Annotated in this window: 15 protein-coding genes; 6 read left to right on the top strand and 9 right to left on the bottom strand. The window is 70.3% G+C overall.

Annotated features, from left to right (window positions below; translation table 11 throughout):
- Window positions 1-255: 255 nt before the first annotated feature.
- A complete protein-coding gene (locus AB0J06_RS20565; RefSeq protein ID WP_357430546.1) occupies window positions 256-1,158 on the bottom strand; it encodes a LysR family transcriptional regulator in 903 nt (300 codons plus the stop codon).
- Window positions 1,159-1,224: 66 nt separating this feature from the next.
- On the opposite strand from AB0J06_RS20565, the gene AB0J06_RS20560 reads away from it, so the two are divergent.
- Window positions 1,225-2,457 (top strand): MFS transporter, encoded by a 1,233-nt coding sequence (locus AB0J06_RS20560; protein WP_357430545.1) that lies wholly within the window; start codon window positions 1,225-1,227, stop codon window positions 2,455-2,457.
- 362 nt (window positions 2,458-2,819) lie between these two features.
- Here AB0J06_RS20560 and AB0J06_RS20555 read toward each other — a convergent pair whose 3' ends face one another.
- Window positions 2,820-3,293, bottom strand: a complete 474-nt coding sequence (locus tag AB0J06_RS20555) for an ATP-binding protein (protein WP_357430544.1) — start codon at window positions 3,291-3,293, stop codon at window positions 2,820-2,822.
- Window positions 3,294-3,610: 317 nt separating this feature from the next.
- The gene (locus tag AB0J06_RS20550) at window positions 3,611-4,192 is read right to left on the bottom strand and encodes a GNAT family N-acetyltransferase (RefSeq protein ID WP_357430543.1); all 582 of its coding nucleotides are present in this window, start codon (window positions 4,190-4,192) and stop codon (window positions 3,611-3,613) included.
- Window positions 4,193-4,491: 299 nt separating this feature from the next.
- Here AB0J06_RS20550 and AB0J06_RS20545 point away from each other — a divergent pair, with 299 nt between their 5' ends.
- The 3 genes from AB0J06_RS20545 (at window position 4,492) to AB0J06_RS20535 (ending at window position 8,777) form a co-directional block, all read left to right on the top strand.
- Window positions 4,492-7,143 (top strand): penicillin acylase family protein, encoded by a 2,652-nt coding sequence (locus tag AB0J06_RS20545; protein ID WP_357430542.1) that lies wholly within the window; start codon window positions 4,492-4,494, stop codon window positions 7,141-7,143.
- Between the two features lie 333 nt (window positions 7,144-7,476).
- Window positions 7,477-7,842, top strand: coding sequence for a hypothetical protein (locus AB0J06_RS20540; RefSeq protein ID WP_357430541.1), 366 nt, complete (start codon window positions 7,477-7,479; stop codon window positions 7,840-7,842).
- Window positions 7,843-7,925: 83 nt separating this feature from the next.
- Window positions 7,926-8,777 (top strand): NAD(P)H-binding protein, encoded by an 852-nt coding sequence (locus AB0J06_RS20535; protein WP_357430540.1) that lies wholly within the window; start codon window positions 7,926-7,928, stop codon window positions 8,775-8,777.
- Between the two features lie 46 nt (window positions 8,778-8,823).
- Here the strand turns inward: AB0J06_RS20535 and AB0J06_RS20530 are convergent, their stop codons facing one another.
- Entirely contained in the window at window positions 8,824-9,063 is a 240-nt protein-coding gene (locus AB0J06_RS20530) for a preprotein translocase YidC (RefSeq protein ID WP_357430539.1), read from the bottom strand.
- Window positions 9,064-9,298: 235 nt separating this feature from the next.
- Between AB0J06_RS20530 and AB0J06_RS20525 the strand changes: the two genes are divergently transcribed.
- Complete coding sequence (locus tag AB0J06_RS20525; RefSeq protein ID WP_357430549.1) at window positions 9,299-10,303, top strand: zinc-binding dehydrogenase; 1,005 nt, start codon at window positions 9,299-9,301, stop codon at window positions 10,301-10,303.
- A gap of 74 nt (window positions 10,304-10,377) precedes the next feature.
- Here AB0J06_RS20525 and AB0J06_RS20520 read toward each other — a convergent pair whose 3' ends face one another.
- Entirely contained in the window at window positions 10,378-13,425 is a 3,048-nt protein-coding gene (locus AB0J06_RS20520; protein WP_357430538.1) for an EAL domain-containing protein, read from the bottom strand.
- A gap of 211 nt (window positions 13,426-13,636) precedes the next feature.
- Here AB0J06_RS20520 and AB0J06_RS20515 point away from each other — a divergent pair, with 211 nt between their 5' ends.
- Window positions 13,637-15,247, top strand: a complete 1,611-nt coding sequence (locus tag AB0J06_RS20515; protein ID WP_357430537.1) for a chitinase — start codon at window positions 13,637-13,639, stop codon at window positions 15,245-15,247.
- 205 nt (window positions 15,248-15,452) lie between these two features.
- Here AB0J06_RS20515 and AB0J06_RS20510 read toward each other — a convergent pair whose 3' ends face one another.
- The 4 genes from AB0J06_RS20510 to AB0J06_RS20495 all read right to left on the bottom strand — a co-directional run bounded on the left by AB0J06_RS20510 (window position 15,453) and on the right by AB0J06_RS20495 (window position 19,268).
- Window positions 15,453-16,916: a GGDEF domain-containing protein gene (locus AB0J06_RS20510; RefSeq protein ID WP_357430536.1), complete on the bottom strand. Its 1,464-nt coding sequence runs from the start codon at window positions 16,914-16,916 to the stop codon at window positions 15,453-15,455.
- Window positions 16,917-17,455: 539 nt separating this feature from the next.
- Window positions 17,456-18,295, bottom strand: coding sequence for a SigB/SigF/SigG family RNA polymerase sigma factor (locus AB0J06_RS20505; RefSeq protein ID WP_357430535.1), 840 nt, complete (start codon window positions 18,293-18,295; stop codon window positions 17,456-17,458).
- Between the two features lie 11 nt (window positions 18,296-18,306).
- Window positions 18,307-18,864 (bottom strand): DUF5994 family protein, encoded by a 558-nt coding sequence (locus AB0J06_RS20500; protein WP_357430534.1) that lies wholly within the window; start codon window positions 18,862-18,864, stop codon window positions 18,307-18,309.
- Between the two features lie 119 nt (window positions 18,865-18,983).
- Window positions 18,984-19,268 carry a lipopolysaccharide assembly protein LapA domain-containing protein gene (locus tag AB0J06_RS20495; RefSeq protein WP_357430533.1) on the bottom strand — a complete coding sequence of 95 codons (285 nt, stop codon included), beginning with the start codon at window positions 19,266-19,268 and terminating at the stop codon, window positions 18,984-18,986.
- Window positions 19,269-19,575 lie beyond the last annotated feature (307 nt).

Raw genomic sequence — 19,575 nt, 5'->3', positions numbered from 1 at the left:
CACGGGACCGGCCCCCCTTCTTTTTTTCGGGTATCCGGGCCGGAGCAGCCCACACGCACACAGGCGCCGATCAAGGAACAGCGCGCCGATCACGGCCATATTCACACGATCGGAGATCACACCACGGGAACACGCCCTTGATCCACGGGGCGGGAGCCCGCGGCCCGATGCGCGCGGCGGGGGAGTCCGGGCCGGGGGCGAGGGATTCGGGGCGGTGTGGGGCGTACGGGTGGGGGATTCTGCGGGCGGGCTTGGTCAGTGACGTGTGCTGAGCACGTAGTCGCGGAATGCGCGGACCGCTGGCGCGGGTGGCCGGTCGGCGAGCCAGACCAGGCCGATCTGTCGGTGCGCCCGGGGCGTGATCGGCACCTCGATCACGCCGGCTGGCAGCGGACGCTCGGCGACGGGGAGCAGGGCGATGCCGAGGCCGGCGGTCACCACACCGCGTACGGTGTCGACCTCTTCGCCCTCGAACGCCAGTTGCGGCTCGAAGCCGGCCGCGCGGCACAGCTCGTCGGTGATCTGCCGCAGGCCGTATCCGGTCTTCATGCCGACGAACTGCGCGTCGGCCAACTCGGCGAGGCGGAGCCGCGGCCGGTGGGCGAGGCGGTGTTCGGCGGGGAGTGTCGCCACGATCGGCTGCTCGTCGAGGACCGCGTGCGCGAACTCCGGGGCGGTCGGCAGCGGCGAGGTGAGCAGAAGATCCGTCTGACCGCTGCGCAGCCGCCGCAACAGCTCTTCGTGGGCGCCCTGCGACAAGGTGAAGCGGACCGTCGGGTGCTCCTGCCGGAAAGTCCGCAGCAGCTCGGGCACCCGTCGTTCGCCCATGGTGTGCAGGAAGGCCAGCTCCACGTGCCCGCGCTCGGGGTCGGCTTCCTCGATCACCTGCCGGCAGCCGGCGCGTAGCGCGGCGAGCGCGTCCGCCGCGGACTCGGCCAGGCGCTCGCCGGCCCGGGTGAGCTGCAGGCCGCGCCCGGAGCGCACCGTCACCGGCGTTCCGAGCTCCTCGCCGAGCGCGACGAGCCAGCGGCTGGCCGTGGGCTGCGGGACGCCGAGCCGCTGCGCGGCGCGGGTCAGGTTGCGCTCCTCGCCCAGCGCGGCCAGCAGTGCCAGCCGTGGCGCGAGCGCCGCCGCCATCGCCTCCACCTCGTCATTCATTATTGAATGTATAGCGCAATGCACGCGTATTGGACGAATCAATGTCCCGAACCTAGCGTCGTATTCGTGCTGCTGGAACGCGAAGACCTGGCCGTGACGGCCCACCGCAGGGGAACACCGGGGTTCCGGCGCATCACGCTGGCGCTGTTCGCCGCCGGCCTGGCTACCTTCACCACCCTCTACGGCGTGCAGTCGCTGCTGCCCGCGTTGACCGGGGAGTTCGAAATATCACCGGCCACCGCCAGCCTCGCCGTGTCGCTGGGCACCGCCGGCCTGGCCGTCGGGATCATCCCGCTCACGGCGTTGTCGGCGGTCTGGGGTCGTACCCGGATGATGACGGCCTCGCTCTTCGCCGCCGCTGTGCTCTGCCTCGCGCAGGCGTTCAGCCCGAGCTTCACGGCGCTGCTCGTGCTGCGCGGGGCGCAGGGGCTGGTGCTGGCGGGGCTGACCGCGACCGCGATGTCCTACCTGGCCGAGGAGATCGACCGGGGCTCGCTCGGCTTCGCGATCGGCCTCTACGTCGCCGGCAACAGCATCGGCGGCATGGCTGGGCGGCTGATCGCCAGTCTCGTGCTGGACGTGTCGAACTGGCGGTGGGCGCTCGGCGTGGTCGGCGTACTCGCGCTCGGCTGCGCGGTGCTCTACCGCGCGCTGATCCTGCCCTCGGCGTACTTCCGGCCGGCACCCGCCCGGCTCCGCGAGATGGCCGGGACGGTCGGGCGCTCGGTGACGGACCCCGGACTGCTGCGGCTGTTCGGCTGTGGCCTGCTGCTGATGGGCTGCTTCGTCACCGTCTACAACTACCTGAGCTTCCGGCTGCTGGCGGCGCCGTTCCGGCTCTCCCACGTGATCGTCGGGCTGATCTCCGTGGTCTACCTCGCCGGCGCGGTCTCGTCGGCGCTCGCAGGGCGGATGGCCGACGCTTTCGGCCGGCCGCGGATGCTGTGGGCGAGCGCGCTGGTGACGCTCGCCGGTGTGCTGCTGATGGCCGCGTCGAACCTCGCCGCGATCGTCGCCGGACTGGTGGTGACCACCGTCGGCTTCTTCGCCGCGCACAGCACCGCCAGCAGTTGGGTCGGGGCCCGCGCCGCGACGCTCGGGGTGCAGGGACCCGCGATCTACCTTTGTTGCTACTACGTGGGCTCCAGCCTCGGCGGATGGCTCGGCGGCTTCGCGTACGGCGGCGCGGGCTGGGGCGGCGTCACCGGCTACATCGGCGCTTTGGTGGTCGGGGTGCTGCTGCTGGCGCTCGGCCTGCGCTCGGTGGCCCCGGCGACGCCGCGGATACCCCGCGCGTGATGTTGGCCCACATGTGCAACTAACGGGTTGCACATGTGGTCGGCACGGTGGCTCGCGGCACGCGCCGCCGCCTGGGACGCCCGCCTGGGTGGGCGTCCAGTGCTTACGCTACGCTGCCGCGTGGCCGGCTGGTTCCTGCTTCGCTGGGCGGCCCCGACGCGACCAGTGTTGTCGCGGCTGGCACCCGCCCTCCACAGGCATGCGACCTGCCGGTCCCTGACGGGCCGCCCGGGTGACGGTCCCCGACCTGGTATCCGAGCAGGGACAGTGCCCGAGCTCGCGCTCCCCCCCCCAGCCTTGCCGTGATTGTGTCGGTCGGGGTACGGCAGATCATGACACCCTCACCGTAAGGGGGGCCGCCGTCAGCCGTCCTGCGGCATCGGCTCGACATGGAAGCCGCCCTTGCCGTCGAACCGGACTTCGTACAGCCGGTCGAACCCGTCCGCGGGCTGAGGACGTTGCAGCCGTTTGACCGTCGCGAACAGCCCAACGTCCGGGACGCGGGCTCGACCCTCGCGCGCGGCGTTGCGCCCGAGAGCCGCGCGCAGATCGGGCGGGAAGCAGTACCCGACCGTCGCCGCGTCGCTCGCTCGGGCCATCTCGATCAGCGGTTGCCATTCCTGCGGTGAGGGATTGGTGTTGTCCACCACGACGCAGGCCCCGGCCTCCAGGGCCGCCTTGACCAGTTGCATCTGCCGGCGCTGGCGATCGCGCGCGTTCGGGAACGCGTCCTTACTAACCACCACATGATCGACCGCCAACACGCCCTGGCAGAACGTCGTCTTGCCGGACGCCTGCAGACCGATCAGGACGGCCAGTTCCAGCTTTTCCACCACCGCCCGCCTCCGCTACCGCACCGCCACCACCGGTGTTTACAACGAGCGCGCCCGTGTGGTCGAGCTGGACGTTGCCCGACGCGGTCTTGAGCCGGCACTCGCCGAGGCGACCGACGCAGCGGAACGCGGCGACCGAACGGGAATGATGACCGATCAGGTGCGCCGCCAGGTCTGCGTCGGCTCCGGCGTCGCGGCCACCGTCCTCGTCGATGGCACGGTCGCCGCGAGATGGTCGCTGCACGGCGCGGACGACGGCGCTGTGCTGACCAGCCCGCTGTCACCGGGGGATCGCTCCGCGTCGAGTCCGGGCCGACCGGCTACTCGCCTTCACCCACCCCGACGCCACCCGCCGCGACATCCGAATCCTGACCGTGCCGTGACGGCGACGGCGTCAACAACTGGTGCATGGCATGGTCCTGCCACTCACCGGCGATGTTGAGGTACTTCGGCGCGACGCCGAAGCGAACGAAGCCGTTGCGCTCCAGGACCCGCTGCGAAGCCACATTGTGCAGCAGGGTTCCTGCCTCGATCCGGTGTAGCCCCAGGTCCTCGAAGGCCACCCGCGCGATGCCGCGTACAGCCGCCGTCGCGACGCCCCGACGGTTGTCGGCCGAACCCACCCAGTAGCCGAGGCTGCACGACTGGAACGGGCCACGCACGATGTTGCTGAGATTGATGCGGCCGACCACGCGGCCGGCGTCGAGGATGACGTGCGGAACAGTGGTTCCTTCCTCGTGCCGCTCGATGGCGGCGTGGATGAGCGCGTGTTGCCCCTCGACGGTGAAATAGCCCTCGTCGCGGATCGGCTCCCAGGGGGCGAGGAACTCGCGGTTCGCGGTGACCAGCTCGGTCAGGACCGGGACGTCTTCGAGGTTCACAAGTCGGGTAGTCGTACTCACCCGTCCATGATCGCAGGCGATCACGCGGTGGTAGCGCGTGTCCGCGGCGCGAGCCGATCGCTGGGCCGCGCAGCGACAGCGCTGCCCACCCGAGCCATGGGAACTGTGCCATCGGACCGTTCGTTATCGGACACTCCGCCATCGAATGGCCGCCGGGCGTGATCGTCGAAGTTGCTCGGTGACCGGCTCTCCGATGGCCCGGCGGCGCCCGACTACCCGGGCAAATCACCTGGTCAAGCGCCAAACAGCTGGTTACGCCGGGGTAACCTGCGCCACAAAAATGCGTACACTCCGAAAACGTGAACCCGTCCCATGAATCTCCGCAGCAGCGCCGCTGGCCGCGCAGGCTGCGCAAAATCGGCCTCTGGACGCTCGGCGTGCTGCTCGTGCTGGTCCTGACCGCGTCCGGGCTCGGCGTCTGGTCCGTCCGGCGCGCCTTCCCCGAGCACGCCGACTCGCTCACCCTGTCGGGCCTGAGCGGCCCCGTCACGGTGGTGCGCGACGAGCACGGCATCCCGAACATCTACGCGGAGACCAGCGATGATCTCTACCGGGCGCAGGGTTACGTGCACGCCCAGGACCGCTTCTGGGAGATGGACTTCCGCCGGCACGTCACCGCGGGCCGTGTGTCGGAGATGTTCGGCGCGAGCCAGCTCGACACCGACAGGTACCTGCGCACCATGGGCTGGCGGCGGGTCGCCGAGCAGGAATGGTCGCTGCTGACGCCGGAGTCGAAGCAGGCGCTCACCGCGTACGCGGACGGGGTCAACGCGTGGCTGGGCGCCACCACCGACGCCCAGGGTGGGCACTTCGCGGCCAGCGGTGGGCTCAGTCTGGAGTACACGGTCCTCGGCCTGCAGAACTCCGACTACGTCGTGGAGCGCTGGACGCCGGTCGACAGCTTGGCGTGGCTCAAGGCGATGGCCTGGGACCTGAAGGGCAACATGGAGGCGGAGATCCGGCGTGCCGCCCTGCTGGCCCGCGGCCTGACCCGTGAGCAGATCGAGCAGCTCTACCCGACCTATCCGGTCGAGCGCAATCTGCCGATCGTCACCGCCGGCGCGATCCTCAACGGCGCGTTCGACCAGCGCGCCACCGGGGCCCCGTCGCCGGGCGCTCCGAACGGGACGCCGACCACGCCGGTCGGGTACGGATTGCCGACCGCCGCCGGTACCGCCGATTTCAGCACCGGACTGAGCGCGATGGCCGACGGCCTGGCCGCGCTGCCGGGCCTGATGGGCACCGCCGACGGCGACGGCATCGGCTCGAACTCCTGGGTGATCAGCGGCAAGCTGACCGACACCGGCAAGCCGATCCTCGCCAACGACCCGCACCTGAGCCCGAGTCAGCCGGGCATCTGGTACCAGATGGGCCTGCACTGCGCGTGCGGGGTCGAGACGGCCGGGTTCACCTTCTCCGGCGTGCCCGGCGTGGTCATCGGGCACAACGCGAAGATCAGCTGGGGGTTCACGAACCTGGACCCGGACGTGATCGACATGTACCTGGAGCAGGTGGACGGCGACCGGGTCAAGGTCGGCGACGGCTGGGAGCCGATGGCCACCCGCACGGAGGTCATCAAGGTGGCCGGCGGCGACGACGTGACGATCACGGTGCGCAGCACGCGGCACGGACCGCTGCTCTCCGACGCCAGCGAGGAGCTGAGGAAGGTCGTCACCGCACCGGAGGTCGGCGGAGAGTCGTACGGAGTGGCGCTGCGCTGGACCGCGTTGGACCCGGGCCGTACCGCGGACGCGCTGTTCGCCCTGAACCGGGCAGGTAACTGGGACGAGTTCCGGGCGGCCGCGGCGCTGTTCGAGGTGCCCGCGCAGAACATCGTCTACGCCGACGTGGACGGCAACATCGGCTACCAGTCTCCCGGCCGGATCCCCGTCCGCGGCAAGGGCGACGGCAAGTGGTTCGCCCCCGGCTGGGACACCGCCTACGACTGGACCGGCTACATTCCGTTCAACGAGCTGCCCAGCGTCCGCAACCCCGACCGCGGCTACGTCGTCACCGCCAACCAGGCCGTCATCGGGGACCAGTATCAGCGGCACCTGACCGACGACTGGAGCTACGGCTACCGCAGCCAGCGCATCTACGACCTGCTCGACGAGCGGATCACCGCCGGCAAGATCAGCATGGACGACGTCCAGCGGATGCAGTTCGACAATCGCAACGGGTTCGCCCCGACGCTGGTGCCGGCGTTGCGGAAGGCGCCGCGCGGCGACCTGTCCCAGCAGGAGTCCGACGCCGACGCGCTGCTGACCGGCTGGGACTTCCAGCAGCCGGCGGGCGACCGCGACGGCGAGGAACGCAGCTCCGCCGCCGCCGCGTACTACAACGCGATCTGGTCCAACCTGCTCCGGCTCGCCTTCGACGAAGTGGGGGAGGAGCATCCCGCCGACGGTGGCGACCGGTGGTACGAGACGGTACGCGCGCTGCTGGACAAACCGTCGGACCCGTACTGGGACGTGAAGTCCACTCCGGAGGTCGAAGAGCGCGACGACATCCTCGCGCTGGCGCAGACCGAGGCGGTACGGGAACTGTCGAAGGCCCAGGGCGACAAACCGGCCGCCTGGCGCTGGGGTGTCATGCACACGCTCACCCCACGCAACGCCACCTTCGGCGAGTCCGGCATCGCCCCGGTCGAATGGCTCTTCAACGCCGACACCGTCGGAGTGTCCGGCGGCAACGCCATCGTCAACGCCACCGGCTGGAGTGCGGGCGCGGGTTACCAGGTCGACGCGGTGCCGTCGATGCGAATGATCGTGAGCCTGGCCGACCTGGACACGTCCCGGTGGATCCAGCTCACCGGCAACTCGGGGCACGCCTTCCACGACAACTACGCCGACCAGGCCGAGCTGTGGCGTACCGGGCAGACCCTGCCGTTCCACTTCGCCCGATCCTCCATCGAGAAGGAGGCCGCGGCGACGCTGACGCTGAAGCCGTGATCGGCGTCGTAACTCGGGAGAGGCGGGGCACGTGGGCAAGAAGAACCGCCGGCCCCGCACCGGCGCACGGTGGGCAAGACTGATAGGAAAAGCGCCCAATGCGGCGCGGCCACGGCTCGCGGGGCGGGGTTCATCGTCCGTGAGCGGTGGACGGCACGATCGGTTTCGCCGAAGCCCACGCGGTGATGCGGACGGTCGGGTCTCATGCAAACCCATCTAAGAGGGCGACGGCGCACCGGCCCACGGACCGTTACCCCGGATGCGGCGGCGTTCCGCGCCGCGCTCGAGAGAGCCGGGCTCCCGGTCGCCGCCGGCTCCCGGCGTCGCGGCGCGGTGGCCGTCGAAGTTGTGCTCGCGGCGACAGCGCTCGTCACGGCGATGGCGTCGGACACGGTGGTCGTGCGGTCGCGGGGCGAACGCGGCACGGCAGCCGACCCGACCGGACGGATCACCGTCACGCTGCCGGAGGGCTGGCGTGCCGAAGGAGCGGGATGGGAGGGCCAACGGGGACCCGCGGTTTCCCTCATCAATTCCGGGATTCTCCTTTTTCCTGAACGGCATTCCGGGAATGCGCAGGTCAACAAGGCCTTCGACCGCGAAAAAGGAGGCTTTCGCGACGATCAAGCAGGACGCGTTTGCGCAGGTCAGGAGGAACATGAATGCGACATTCGCGTTTGCTCGGCGCGCTTGACCGGGTGAAGATGTGTCATCTGCGGCTCACCGCCCCGATCGGGGCTGATTTGCGGTGCGTGCCGTCATCTCCCGAGTCCTGAGGAGGAACAATGCCGATCCTGGTCACCGGAGCGACCGGAACAGTCGGATCGAGCCTGGTCCACCAGCTTGTTGATGCGGGTCATGAGGTAAGGGCGCTCAGCCGCAACCCCGCATCGCCCGCCGCCACCAGGCTGCCGAAGCAGGTGGAGGTCGTCGAAGGAGACTTCGCGAAGCCCGAGAGCCTGATCCCCGCTCTGCGCGGGGTCGACCGGATGCACCTGGTCGCGATCGACGGGTACGGCCCGCTGACGACCGGCCCGCAGATCCTCGAACTGGCGAAGCAGGCCGGCGTCCGCCGGATCACGCACCTCGGCCACAATGACCCGAGCAGGGACGACGACGACCCCATCGAGGCCAGCCACCGCGCGCTGCACAAGGCCGTCGAGGGCTCCGGCCTGGAGTGGACGTACCTGTTTCCCGGCGAGTTCATGGCCAACACCCGGGAGTGGGCGCCGTCCATCAAGGCCGAGGGCGTCGTTCGCGCGCCCTTCGGCAACTGGAGCAGCGCGATGGTGCACGAGGCCGACATTGCCGCCCTCGCGATGGCGGCGCTCCTCGACGACGGCCACGCCGGCAGGACGTACACCCCGACCGGGCCTGAGCCCGTGCAACGCGTCGACGCCGTACGGATGATCGGCGACGCCCTGGGCCGTGACATCCGGTTCATCGAGCTGACCCCGGAGCAGGCCCGCGAGCACTGGAAGGACATCTATCCCGAGTACGTCATCGAGTGGTTTTTGGAGATGGGCAACCACCCCAACGGCAACGCCTGGGTCTCACCCGACGTCGAGCGGGTCACCGGCCGGCCGGGTCGGACGTTGGCGCAGTGGGCGTTCGACCACGCCGACGACTTCCGCTGACCGGCGGCTGTGGTCCGGCGCCCTGCGGCCAGCCCGATTCCCCGGCTCATTTCGCGGCGTCCGGATGGCCGGGCGTGTTAGAGCCTCCGCCGCTGCCCCCCGAGCTGCCGCCGGCCATCCCCGACCCGTCGTCCTTGGTGATCAGGTCCGGCGTGCTCTCGTCGTCCCGGTCGCCGCCCTCCCGCGGGACCGCGTACGTTTCCTGATGGTCCAGCGGCACACCCCCCATCTGCTCGGAGGCTCCCCGATCCGGATTCCGCTCGCCGGGTCCGGTGTCGCGTCCCATGGTGGCCCTCCTTTCCGCCGTGACGTCGACAGCCGGATCCGACGCGTCGACTGCGCGCCTACCCGCCCCCGTCGTCGGTAAACGTGCGGTGCGGCGAGCCGGCACGAGGGTCGCCGGGGTGATGCCGGCCGTTTAGCCTCGGACGCAGCGCCGCGCCGTACCGTTCTGTCGGGGAGCGGACCGCGTGCCGCGGTGGCCCGGGTCGACCATCGAGGAAGGACACGCTGTGACGGAGATGCTGGCCGGCCGGCTGCACGTCAAGGATCGGCAGTTCCGGCTGGAGCGCGTACCCGTGCCCGAGCCGAGCCGGGGTGAGGTGCGGATCAAGGTGGAGGCCGCCGGGGTATGCCTGTCGGACGTGCACCTCATCGACGGCACGCTCACGCCACGGCTCCTGCAGGGCGACGTCGTGACGCTGGGGCATGAGGTGGCCGGCACGATCGATGTGCTCGGCGATGGCGTCGAGGACTGGAAGCCGGGACAGCGGGTGCTGCTCCAGGCCGGCGAGAAGGACCGGCGGGGCACGATATTCACGCGCGGCGTCGACTACGACGGCGGCTGGGCGGAGTACGCGCTGGCGACCGAGCAGACTCTCGTCGCGATCCCCGACGACCTCCCCTTCGAGCAGGCGTGCATCATTCCGGACGCCGTGTCCACCCCGTGGGCGGCGGTCACCTCGACCGCTCAGACCCGGCCGGCGGAGGCCGTCGCGGTCTGGGGCGTCGGTGGCCTCGGCGCGCACGCCGTGCAGCTGCTGCGCCTGGTCGGCGCGGCTCCGGTCGTCGCGGTCGACCCGCTGCCCCCGGCGCGGGAGCGGGCGCTGACGCTCGGTGCCGACGCCGCGCTCGACCCGGCCGACCCGGCCTTCCGCGACACACTCATGGGGCTTACCGGTGGGCGGGGCCTCAACATCGCGTTCGACTTCGCCGGCGTCCCGGCGGTGCGGGAGCAGGCGCTGACCCTGCTGGGCCGCAAGGGGCGACTCGTGCTCGCCGGCATCGCCAACAAACCGGTCACCATCGGCTCGGACGCGCCGTTCAACTACCTGCAGCAGTTCGTGCTCGGCCACTACGGTTCCGATCCCGAGCACGTCGAGCAGCTCGTCGCGCTCGCCCGGCAACGCCGGATCGACCTGGCCGGTTCCGTCAGCGACGTGTTGCCGCTGTCCCAGGCGGAGCAGGCCGTAGAGCGCGTGCAGACCAAGCAGGGCAACCCGATCCGGCTGATCCTGCGGCCCTGACGCCCGGACGCGGGCCCTGGTGCGGCAGCCGCCGCTTGAGATGCCGCTGGGGGGCGGGGGGTCGTGCCCGGTGCTCAGCGGCTGGCCGCGTCGGCGAGGGCCCGCTCCACCGGAACCGGCCGCCCCAGGTAGAACCCCTGCCCGAGGGGGACGCCGCACGCGACGAGCGCGTCGCGCTGCTGCGCCGACTCGATCCCCTCGGCGATGATGGTGCAGCCGTGCTTTCGTGCGAACTCGACCAGTGAGCGGATCGAGGCGCGGCGTGCGTCCTCGGCCTCGACACCGGCCAGCGTCGCCGGCCCCAGCTTGAGGAAGCCCGGCTTCAGCGACTCCATCCGAGCCAGGGAGTCGTACCCCGCACCGGCGTCGTCGACCGCGATCCGCACCCCGGACGGCAGGTGGTCGAGATCCGCCCGATCGGCTTCGGCGATCTCCAGCACCAGGGGCCGGGAGCTCTCCGCCAGCAGCGGTTCCAGCTCGCGAGGCCGCCGCAGCAGCTCGCTGGAGACGTTGACCGCCAGCCACGTGCCGTGCGGCAGCGCATTCGCGGAGGCCATGGCGGCGCGGATAAGCGCGGCGTCGAGGTCGATATGCAGGCCCTGTGCCTGCGCGGCCTCCAGTCCACGCTGCGGGCTGCTGCCGTCGGCAAACCGCGTGAGGGCCTCGTACCCCACGACCTTCCCGGACTCCAGCTCGAAGATCGGCTGGAAGACGGTGAAGAAGGTGAACTCCTCGAAGGAGCTCGACCGGGACAGCGGGGTCTGCGGTCCGCGCCTGGGTCGCCCCGCGGCCGCCATCTGCGTCGACCGGACCGCGACCAGGCCGGAAGCCCCCCGCCCGGAACGGTAGTGCAGCACCGACGCCCAGTCGCCGATCGCGCCGGTCGGTGCCACCGCGGGCCGTTCGGGAGCGGCGGCCGAGCTCGGCTGCGTCGCGCTCTCCCCACCGCGGGAGCGATTCTTCGGGTGCACCGGCCGGTACAGCCAGTTCCGCAGGTGGGTGAAGAGGTCGACTACGGTGTTGCCCACCCCGACGAACGCCACCATCGCGTACGTCGACAGCACCAGGTTCATCCCGGCGAAAACCAGGTTGTCCCACTGGTGCAGCTGCACGTCGCGGACCACCGTCCAGGCGCAGAGGGCGATCAAGGCGAGCGGTGCGACCAGATACGTGGTGGCCGAGGTGGTCCGGTTGCGTACTTTCGGCGTTCGCTTGAACGCGCTCTTCTCCCCGGTCAGTAGCTGCAGGATCGAGGCGAAGCTGCCGGAGAGGTTGACCGGCAGCAGGATCAGGTTGAAGCCGTAGACGCGCAGCACGTCCAGCCGCTTGTAGCCGCAGTCCTTCAGGTCCGCGCTCATCATGAGGAAGTACGGCACCGACACGAGCAGCAGGATCGGGTTGAGCAGGTCGGCGTTGAACGGGTACGCGAGCATGATCACCAGGCACACGGAGCTCCAGAAGATGGAGGCCATGTAGTTCACCCGCAGGAACAGCTCACCGAACCGATTCTTGTGCCCCCGCGCTGCCCGGGCCCGAAACTGATCCTTCAACCGGGGCAGGATCAGCAGGCCGCCGTTCGCCCACCGCTGCCGCTGGATGCACAGCGAGCCGAAGTCGGGCGGCGTGGCGCTGTACGCCAGGCGCTCCGGGTAGTTGTAGAGCGTCCAGCCGTGGACCCCGAGGTCGATCGTCGACTCGGTGTCCTCGATGACGGTCCGGTCCTGGATATAGCGGCGTATCTCCCAGTCGCCCTCGTAGCCGACCTCGCGGATCTCGTCCAGCGCCTTTTTGCGCAGCACGGCGTTGGCGCCGACCCAGAACGTCGCGTCGTAGTGCGTCATCCCCTGGTGGACGATGTGCTGAATGTCGGTCGTGGCACCGGAGATGCGCTCGATCCGGGTCGCCGAGCCAGGGAACGCGCTGTACGGCGTCTGCGCCACCGCGTCCCTCTCGTGGGCGCTCTGCTCGAGCAGGTGCACCAGCCGCAGGCAGTACTCCGGAAGCAGCACGCTGTCGGCATCCAGGGTAAGTACGTAGTCCGGGTCGGGGACGGTCAGCTCGCCCCGCCCCGGCCCGGCCGGCACGAGCGCGACCCCCAGCGGAGTGCTGACCTCCTGGTAACTGCCGCCCATCAGGCCGATGTAGCTGTTGAGGTTCATCGCCTTGTTCGGTTCGCTCGACAACGAGACGTACCGCTTGCGCTCGAAACTCGTCACGGATACGTCGAAGATGGCGAGCAGCCGGTGGTACAGCTCGATGAGCCGCTGCACCGGCAGGTCGGCTCCCTCGCCGGCGCCATGCTCCAGCGCCTCGGCAATCGTGCCGAGCTCCTCGGCGAGCGGGTGCAGGATGTGCTCGACGAAGAAGACGTCGGTGTGGTCCACCATCTCCTGCCGCCGGCCCAGGCCGTAGAGCCAGCCGGCGGCGAACCGGTACTCGGCGGCGAGGTCGCGCATGTCGTCCGCAGTGGTGGCGCGCTCGTCGCGCTCGCCGAGGGTGTGCTCGAACCGCTCGTACGACGCCTGCACCCGCGTGTAGGGACCCGCGAGCTCGGCCTCGATCGCGGCCGGCAGCGCCCGGGCAGCGAGCAGCAGGTCACGGGCAGCCCGGGTCCGCGGCTGCTGCGGATCGTCGATGAGCAGCACGACCCGCAGGCCGGGGTACTCCTGCAGTGCCGCCGAGAGCAGGGTCGTGCGGATGACCCGCTCGTCCTCCTGGTACGACGGCACGAGGACCGTCACCGACGGCGTCGGCTCCTGCAGAAACTTGTCCAGCACGATCCGCGGCGCCCGGTGATGCGCCCGGCTGCGGTAGAAGAAGCCGATCCGGGTGATCAGGTAGGCCGTCGCGGAGGCCGCGAGCCCGGTAACAACCATCATGTAGACGATCGCCTCGACGGCCAGCCGTGCGGTGCTGGCCTGGCCGGCGATGAACTGCTCGATCACCGTGCGGACGATGTAGCTGGCCCAGACGGTGATGGTCAGCACGATCGCGAGACGCCCCCGGGCGATGCGGCCCTCGGAGACGGGTCGCGGCACGAGAGGGTGGGGTGCCGACCGGCGGTCGGCACCCCACTGGCGCGGGGCGTCCGGCCTGCGCTGGTCCACCGAGTTGCGCTGCATGGGGTTGCCCTTCAGTGTTGTGCGACACCGGCCGCACCTGCGCGGCCATCGAGCCCGGCGCGGCTCGCCCGCGCCCGTTCGACTCCCCATCGGCGGCTTCACGACGTACCTTGAAGGTTTTGCTGCCGCCGCCCTTCAGATGTCGTCGAACCTGCCGATCCGAGAGCAGAGGGTCGAGCCACACCGACGACCCACCAGGGAGAGGGCTGCCATGCTGACCGACCGCGCCAACCCGCAGTCCGTGCGGCATGAGCACCACCCCCTTGCCGACCCGGACTGGCAGGAGCCAGAGGCCCCGGTCGAGCGGCTGTCGTGGCTCAGGCTCGGCATCCTGGTCCTGGTGCTGGTCGGGCTCGGTGCCGGCAGCGCCGCCGTGGTGCTGCACCTGCGGGACACGGCCGGCCCCACCGCGAAGTCATGGGCCGTGCCGTACGTGGATGTCACGCTGACCCCGACGTTCCAGTTCCAGGACCCGGAGGCGAACCCGGCGAACGACGTCGCCCTCGCCTTCGTGGTCGCCGATCCCAAGGACGGGTGCTCGCCCAGTTGGGGCGGCGCGTACAGCCCCGACGAGGCGGCAGCGTCCCTGGAGCTGGACCGCCGGATCAACCAGCTGCGTTCCGCCGGTGGGAACATCATGCTCAGCGTGGGCGGGCAGAGTAACAACGAGCTCGCCGTGGCCTGTACCGACCAGGCGCGGCTGACGGACGCCTACCGGCAGCTGGTGCGGCGTTACGACGTGGACACCCTGGATCTGGACATCGAGGGCACGGCCGTTGCGGACCAGGTGTCGTTGCGGCGGCGCGCACTCGCCCTGGCGGCGCTGCAGGCCGAGCGGGAGTCGGCGGGGCAGCCGCTGGCCGTGTGGCTGACCCTGCCGGTGGCGCCGGACGGCCTGACCGCCGACGGGCTCGGCGCGGTGCGGATGACGCTGGAGGGTGGTGTCTCACTGCGCGGTGTCAACGTGATGACGATGGACTTCGGGTCGGAGCAGGGCTCGGACCCCGACATGCTCGAGTTGACCACCCGGGCGCTGGAGTCGACCCACCAGCAGCTGTCCTCCCTTTACCTGCGGCTCGGGGTGCAGCTCACGTCACCGCAGATGTGGTCCAGGCTCGGGGCCACGCCGATGATCGGTCAGAACGACGTGGATGCCGAGCGGTTCACCCTCGACGACGCGCGCGGGCTCGCGTCGTTCGCCGTCGAGAAGGGGCTCGGCAGGGTGTCGATGTGGTCCCTGAACCGGGACGCCCGGTGCCGTGGGACCTTCACCAACGTGGTTGTTCATTCCAACACGTGCAGCGGAGTGGCCCAGGAGGCGCTGGCCTTCTCGTCGGTCTTCGCGGGGCTGCCCGGAAGCGCGGTGGGCGCGTCCGGCAGGGAGCCCGTCGCGATCCCGAACCAGGAGCCGATCGTCGACGATCCCGGGAAGAGCCCGTACCCGGTGTGGCGTCGCACCGCGCAGTACGTGAGCGGGTACAAGGTTGTCTGGCGCGGTGTCGTCTACGAGGCGAAGTGGGCGAACCAGGGCGTCGATCCCTCCGCAACGGGTGACGCCTCCAACCCCACGCCGTGGTCGGTGATCGGCCCGGTGAGCCCGACCGACACCGCTCCCCGGCCAAGCCCGACGGTGACCGGGGTGACTGCGGAATGGAACCCGGCGACCGTATACACCCGTGGCGACCGCGTGCTGTTCGACGGGCTGCCGTACCAGGCTCGGTGGTCGACGAAGGGCGACGTTCCCTCCACCGAGTATCCGATCAACCCGGACGAGCCGTGGCAACCGCTCTTCACCGTACCGGGTCAGCCGGTGACCAGCTGAGGCTGAGCTGCGTTGGGTGGGTCCGGCCCCTTCGTCCTAGTACGGCAGCCGCCGTTGGGAATCATGGCTGGAGTTCGAGGTTGAGGCGTCGGGTCTAGTGGGCTTTTCGGGCTCGGGCTTGATGGCGGCGGCGCCAGTTTGACCAGCGCAGATGGTGGGTGACCAGCGGTAGTCCAGCTGCGTGCCGGTCCCGTTCCTACCGCGATCACTTCCGGCTGCGGGTCGCCCGCGTCGACTGTTTGAGCGCGTACATCGCCTGGTCGGCCTCCGAGATCAGCGAGTCGCTGGAGGCCGATCCATCGGTGGTGACCGCCACCCCGATGCTCGCTCCCACCGTGCACGTCTTCTCCCGCACCTGGATGGGCTCGGCCAGGGCCCGCCGTATCCGCTCGACAAGGGCATCGACAGACCCCCCGCCATCGTCGCGACAGACGATCAGGAACTCGTCGCCGCCGAACCGCCCCACCACGTCGCTGCTCGCCGCGCAGCCTCGCAGGCGTTGCGCGACCACCCGGAGCACCTCGTCGCCGGCCTGGTGACCGAGAGTGTCGTTGATCGGTTTGAAGCCGTCGAGGTCGCAGAAGAGGACCGCTACCGCCTTCACCGAGCCGGAGCGCAGTTGTCGCAGCGCCTCGTCCACCTTCTCCAACAGCGTCCTGCGGTTCGGAAGGCCGGTCAGCTCGTCGTGGCTGGCCTGGTGGGCCAGCGCCTGTTCCGCCCGCAGCCGCCGCAGCGCCAGTTGCCAGAAGCGGATGAGCATGAGGGGAATCGAGATCAGCGTACTGACGATCAGTAGCAGGACGTCCGGAGTGCCGCCGACGGCGAGCGTGGCTCCCGCGGTCGACGCCGGCATGCTGAGCACCACTGCGGTGCTCGCCAGGCGGCGCGTGGACAGGTCGTCGGGATAGTCGCCCTCGGGTGCGGTCAGGTGGACCACCGACGGGTGGAGGACGGCCGCCGCGCAGCTGAAGTAGCCGATGAACCACACCGCCTCGGCCAGCAGCGTCATCGTGGTCCGCTCCGGACCGGACGCGAGCGTGGTCAGGATGACCGCCGCCATACCGCCGCTCATCCCGACCAGGAGGTAGTAGAAGGTCGGCCTCGCCCGGACCGTCGTCGCCATCACCCGCAGCAGCGTGCCCAGGAGCGTCATGAGCGCCAGGACCATGATCAGGAGGGCGGCCTGACGCAGTGCCGGAACGCCGTTGGCCAGCAGCGTCGGCCGGAGAATGGCCTGCCAGACAGGCGCGGACAGGCCGAGACCGAGCAGAGCGGCGTGCAGCACCCCGCCGGGATCGGTCGGGGCGTGGCGGACGACGATGGTGATGCTGGCCGCGAGCATCGTCAGATGCCCGCACGCCAGCGCGAGGTACGCCAGCGGGTGCGGGCTCTGCTGGCCCTGAATGTCCACCTGAATGATCCACGCAAGGTTGGGCACGCTCATGAGGGCGATCGCCGCGGCGGCCAACTGCCAGGGCAGCTTGTAGGGCACCGGGTAGATGCGCATGCCGATGGCGATCGCGCCGATGGGCAGCAGGCTGCCGACCAGGAAGAACGAATCTCCGACGAGACCGGGCATGCCCACGTACACCGCGGTGAAGGCGACGACCCCGACCGGCCAGCCGACATGGATCCACCGCGTCGCGATCGCGCGGCGGTGCCGCACCACCTCTTCCCACGCTCCACCGTGTCGCTGATCCCGGGCACCTGAGACACGCGGACGTCGCGACCTTCCGGTGCGAACGGAGGGCGGGCTGGCGCGCACGCGCGTGCGCCGTCGCACGGGACGCGAACTGGTGTCCCATTCTTCGGCTGCCACGCCCCGATCAGCCCATCGACCCGCGAACCCGCATGTGACGTGTGCTGATCGCTGCCGGCCCGGCTGGCGGCATGTCGTACCGGCGCCTTCCCAGCCGCGCCGGCCATGACGCCATCCCATCGCCGGACGGCAGATCCGCCGTTCCGCACGCAGGAGAGGATCGACCGGATCTCTCACTCACCGATATCGCCCTGCCCCGGGCGCGACCGGTCTCGCGCCGGCGGCCGTGCTTAGGCGAGCATCCGTCACCGCGGACCCCCCGACCATCCTGGTGGCCGTCGGTGGGGCCGGTCGCGACACCGATGACGTGCAGGGAAACCCGCCGTGAGCTGCGTGGTCGCGGTACACCATGCGAAGAAGCGTATCGATGACCTGCGGCGCCAGCCAGGTCAACTTCGCAGCCGGGTCCGGAGCTGGCCAAGGGACTGCTTCAACAGCCGGGAAACGTGCATCTGGGATAGGCCGACCGCCGCGGCGATCTGCGTCTGGGTCATATCGTCGAAGAACCGCATGGTGAGGATGCGGCGCTCCCGCAAGGGCAATGCCTCGACCAGTGGCCGGAGTGACAGGCGGTCGTCGACTTCGGCGTAGTGCGGGTCGGCCCCGCCGATGAGGTCGATGACGTCGGCGCCGTCGACCGTCGGGTGCTGCGCGTTCACGGACGCCAGGTGGTAGGCCCACGACGCGCGGATGGCGACCAGCACGTCGGCGGCGCTCACCTGCAGGTGCTCGGCGAGCTCGGCCGGGGTCGGGGACCGGCCCCGCTGCTGACTCAGCTCGCCGGTGGCGGCGGCCACGTCATGGGCCAGTTCCTGCGACGAGCGCGGCACCCGCATCGCCCAGGCGGTGTCACGGAAGTGGCGCTTGAGAGCACCCAGGATGCTCGGGACCGCGTATCCGGCGAACGGGTTGCGGCGGCTGTGGTCGTAACCGTCGACGGCCTTGATCAAGGCGAGGGCGGCGACCTGGGCGAGGTCGTCGAAGAGTTCGCCGCGTCCGACGTACCGGCGCGCCAGCCGGTGGGCCAGCGGCAGGTTTCTCTCGATGACCCGGGCCCGCAGTGTGACGCGGTCGGGGTGGCCGGCGGGCAGTTGGTCGCGTTCGCGCAGCAGCTGATCGGTGATCGCTGCTTCGGCCGGCCAATTGCGACGGGACGTGGTGACGGTGCGAACGGTATTCGTCGCTGACGTGGTCGGCCCGTCGGGCGGGCGAGCGGTCAGTAGAGCCATCGCAGGGCTTCTCAGCCCGGCCGGACGACGGAGAGTTCGCTGGGGTGCGCGCGTGCGACGCCGGCAACGGTGTGGCCGCCCTCGTTATCCCATACCGCGTGCGGATCGGGCCCGTTGCGGGGAGCCGCGGGCATGGCCGCGAGAATGTCGGGTGCTCGCATCGTGTTCATCGGATCGGCCGCCATGGTCATCGCCCGCCTGGCTGTCGCGGCCCCCGTGTCGGGCGGCACCACGAGCACGTCGAGCTGGTCGCCTCGATCGGTGATGGCGATCAAGAGGGCGGGGTCGAGGCTGGCGAACCATCCCATCCGGACCACACCCGCGCCGACTGCGAGCCGCCGGAACCGGCTGTTCCAGGTGACGCTGTTGAGCATCACCTGCCGGATCGGGCCGTAGCGGGCGACGAGGGCGAGGAGGAGTCCGGGAAGTTCGGCCACCGGGTCCCAGGACCGCGCCCACCACCCGCCGTCGAGGACCGCCCGGCCGGATCGGGTGGGAGAGAGGAACAACCGCGGTAACGACGGCGGTGTGGACGGCACGATCGTGGCGCGTTGGGCGGTGGTGAGCATGGCTGAACCGTCCTGGTGTGAAGGGCGAGGCGCGGACGCCACGCGGGTGAAGTGACGGCAGAACGGGGGCGCGTGCCGCGCTCGGCGGGCTGCGCCTCTCCGCGGGGTGGGCGGGCCGGCTACCGGTGCGTCTGCTGGCCCGTCGCGTCACGCGGCGCCGGGGGAAGCGGGGCCGTCAACGGCCCGGTCGCGACGTGAGGGCGGCGTCGGTGGCCGAGCATCCGTAGCTGCGCGATGCGGGCCGTGCCGGGAACGGCCACGAGCAGGACGCCGAAGACCGCGGCCAGCAGCAGCGCCACTCCCAGGGGCAGATGCCCGTGGGCGCCGAAGAACGACACCTCGGTGCGTTGACCGTTCTGCAGTACGAAGATCAAGAGCATCAGGAGTACGAGGGCGAATGCCACGGCGGCCACCCACAGGCCGCCCAGCCGCGTGCGCGGCACGGCCGACCGGGGCGGCCTCGGGCCGGAATGGTCCTCGTGCCCGGCGTGCGGCGTGGGTAGGTCTGGACGATTCTGAGCTGCGGTCATCACAACCGCCGCCTTTCCGATCAACAATCGCTGTGCCTGGATCCGCCGGGTCAGGCCAGCGCAGGCATTGGCGATGACTCGACGGTGAACGAGCAGAGCCGGCTTTGGCGAGGCCCGCCGGCGGGTGATCTCTCGTACCGCAATGGCCCGTCATATTGACCTCGACCGGTGGGCCGTCCGC

The sequence above is a fragment of the Micromonospora sp. NPDC049679 genome, assembly GCF_040659735.1.
Taxonomy (GTDB): domain Bacteria; phylum Actinomycetota; class Actinomycetes; order Mycobacteriales; family Micromonosporaceae; genus Micromonospora_I.
This window is presented reverse-complemented; position numbering and strand designations above follow the sequence as displayed.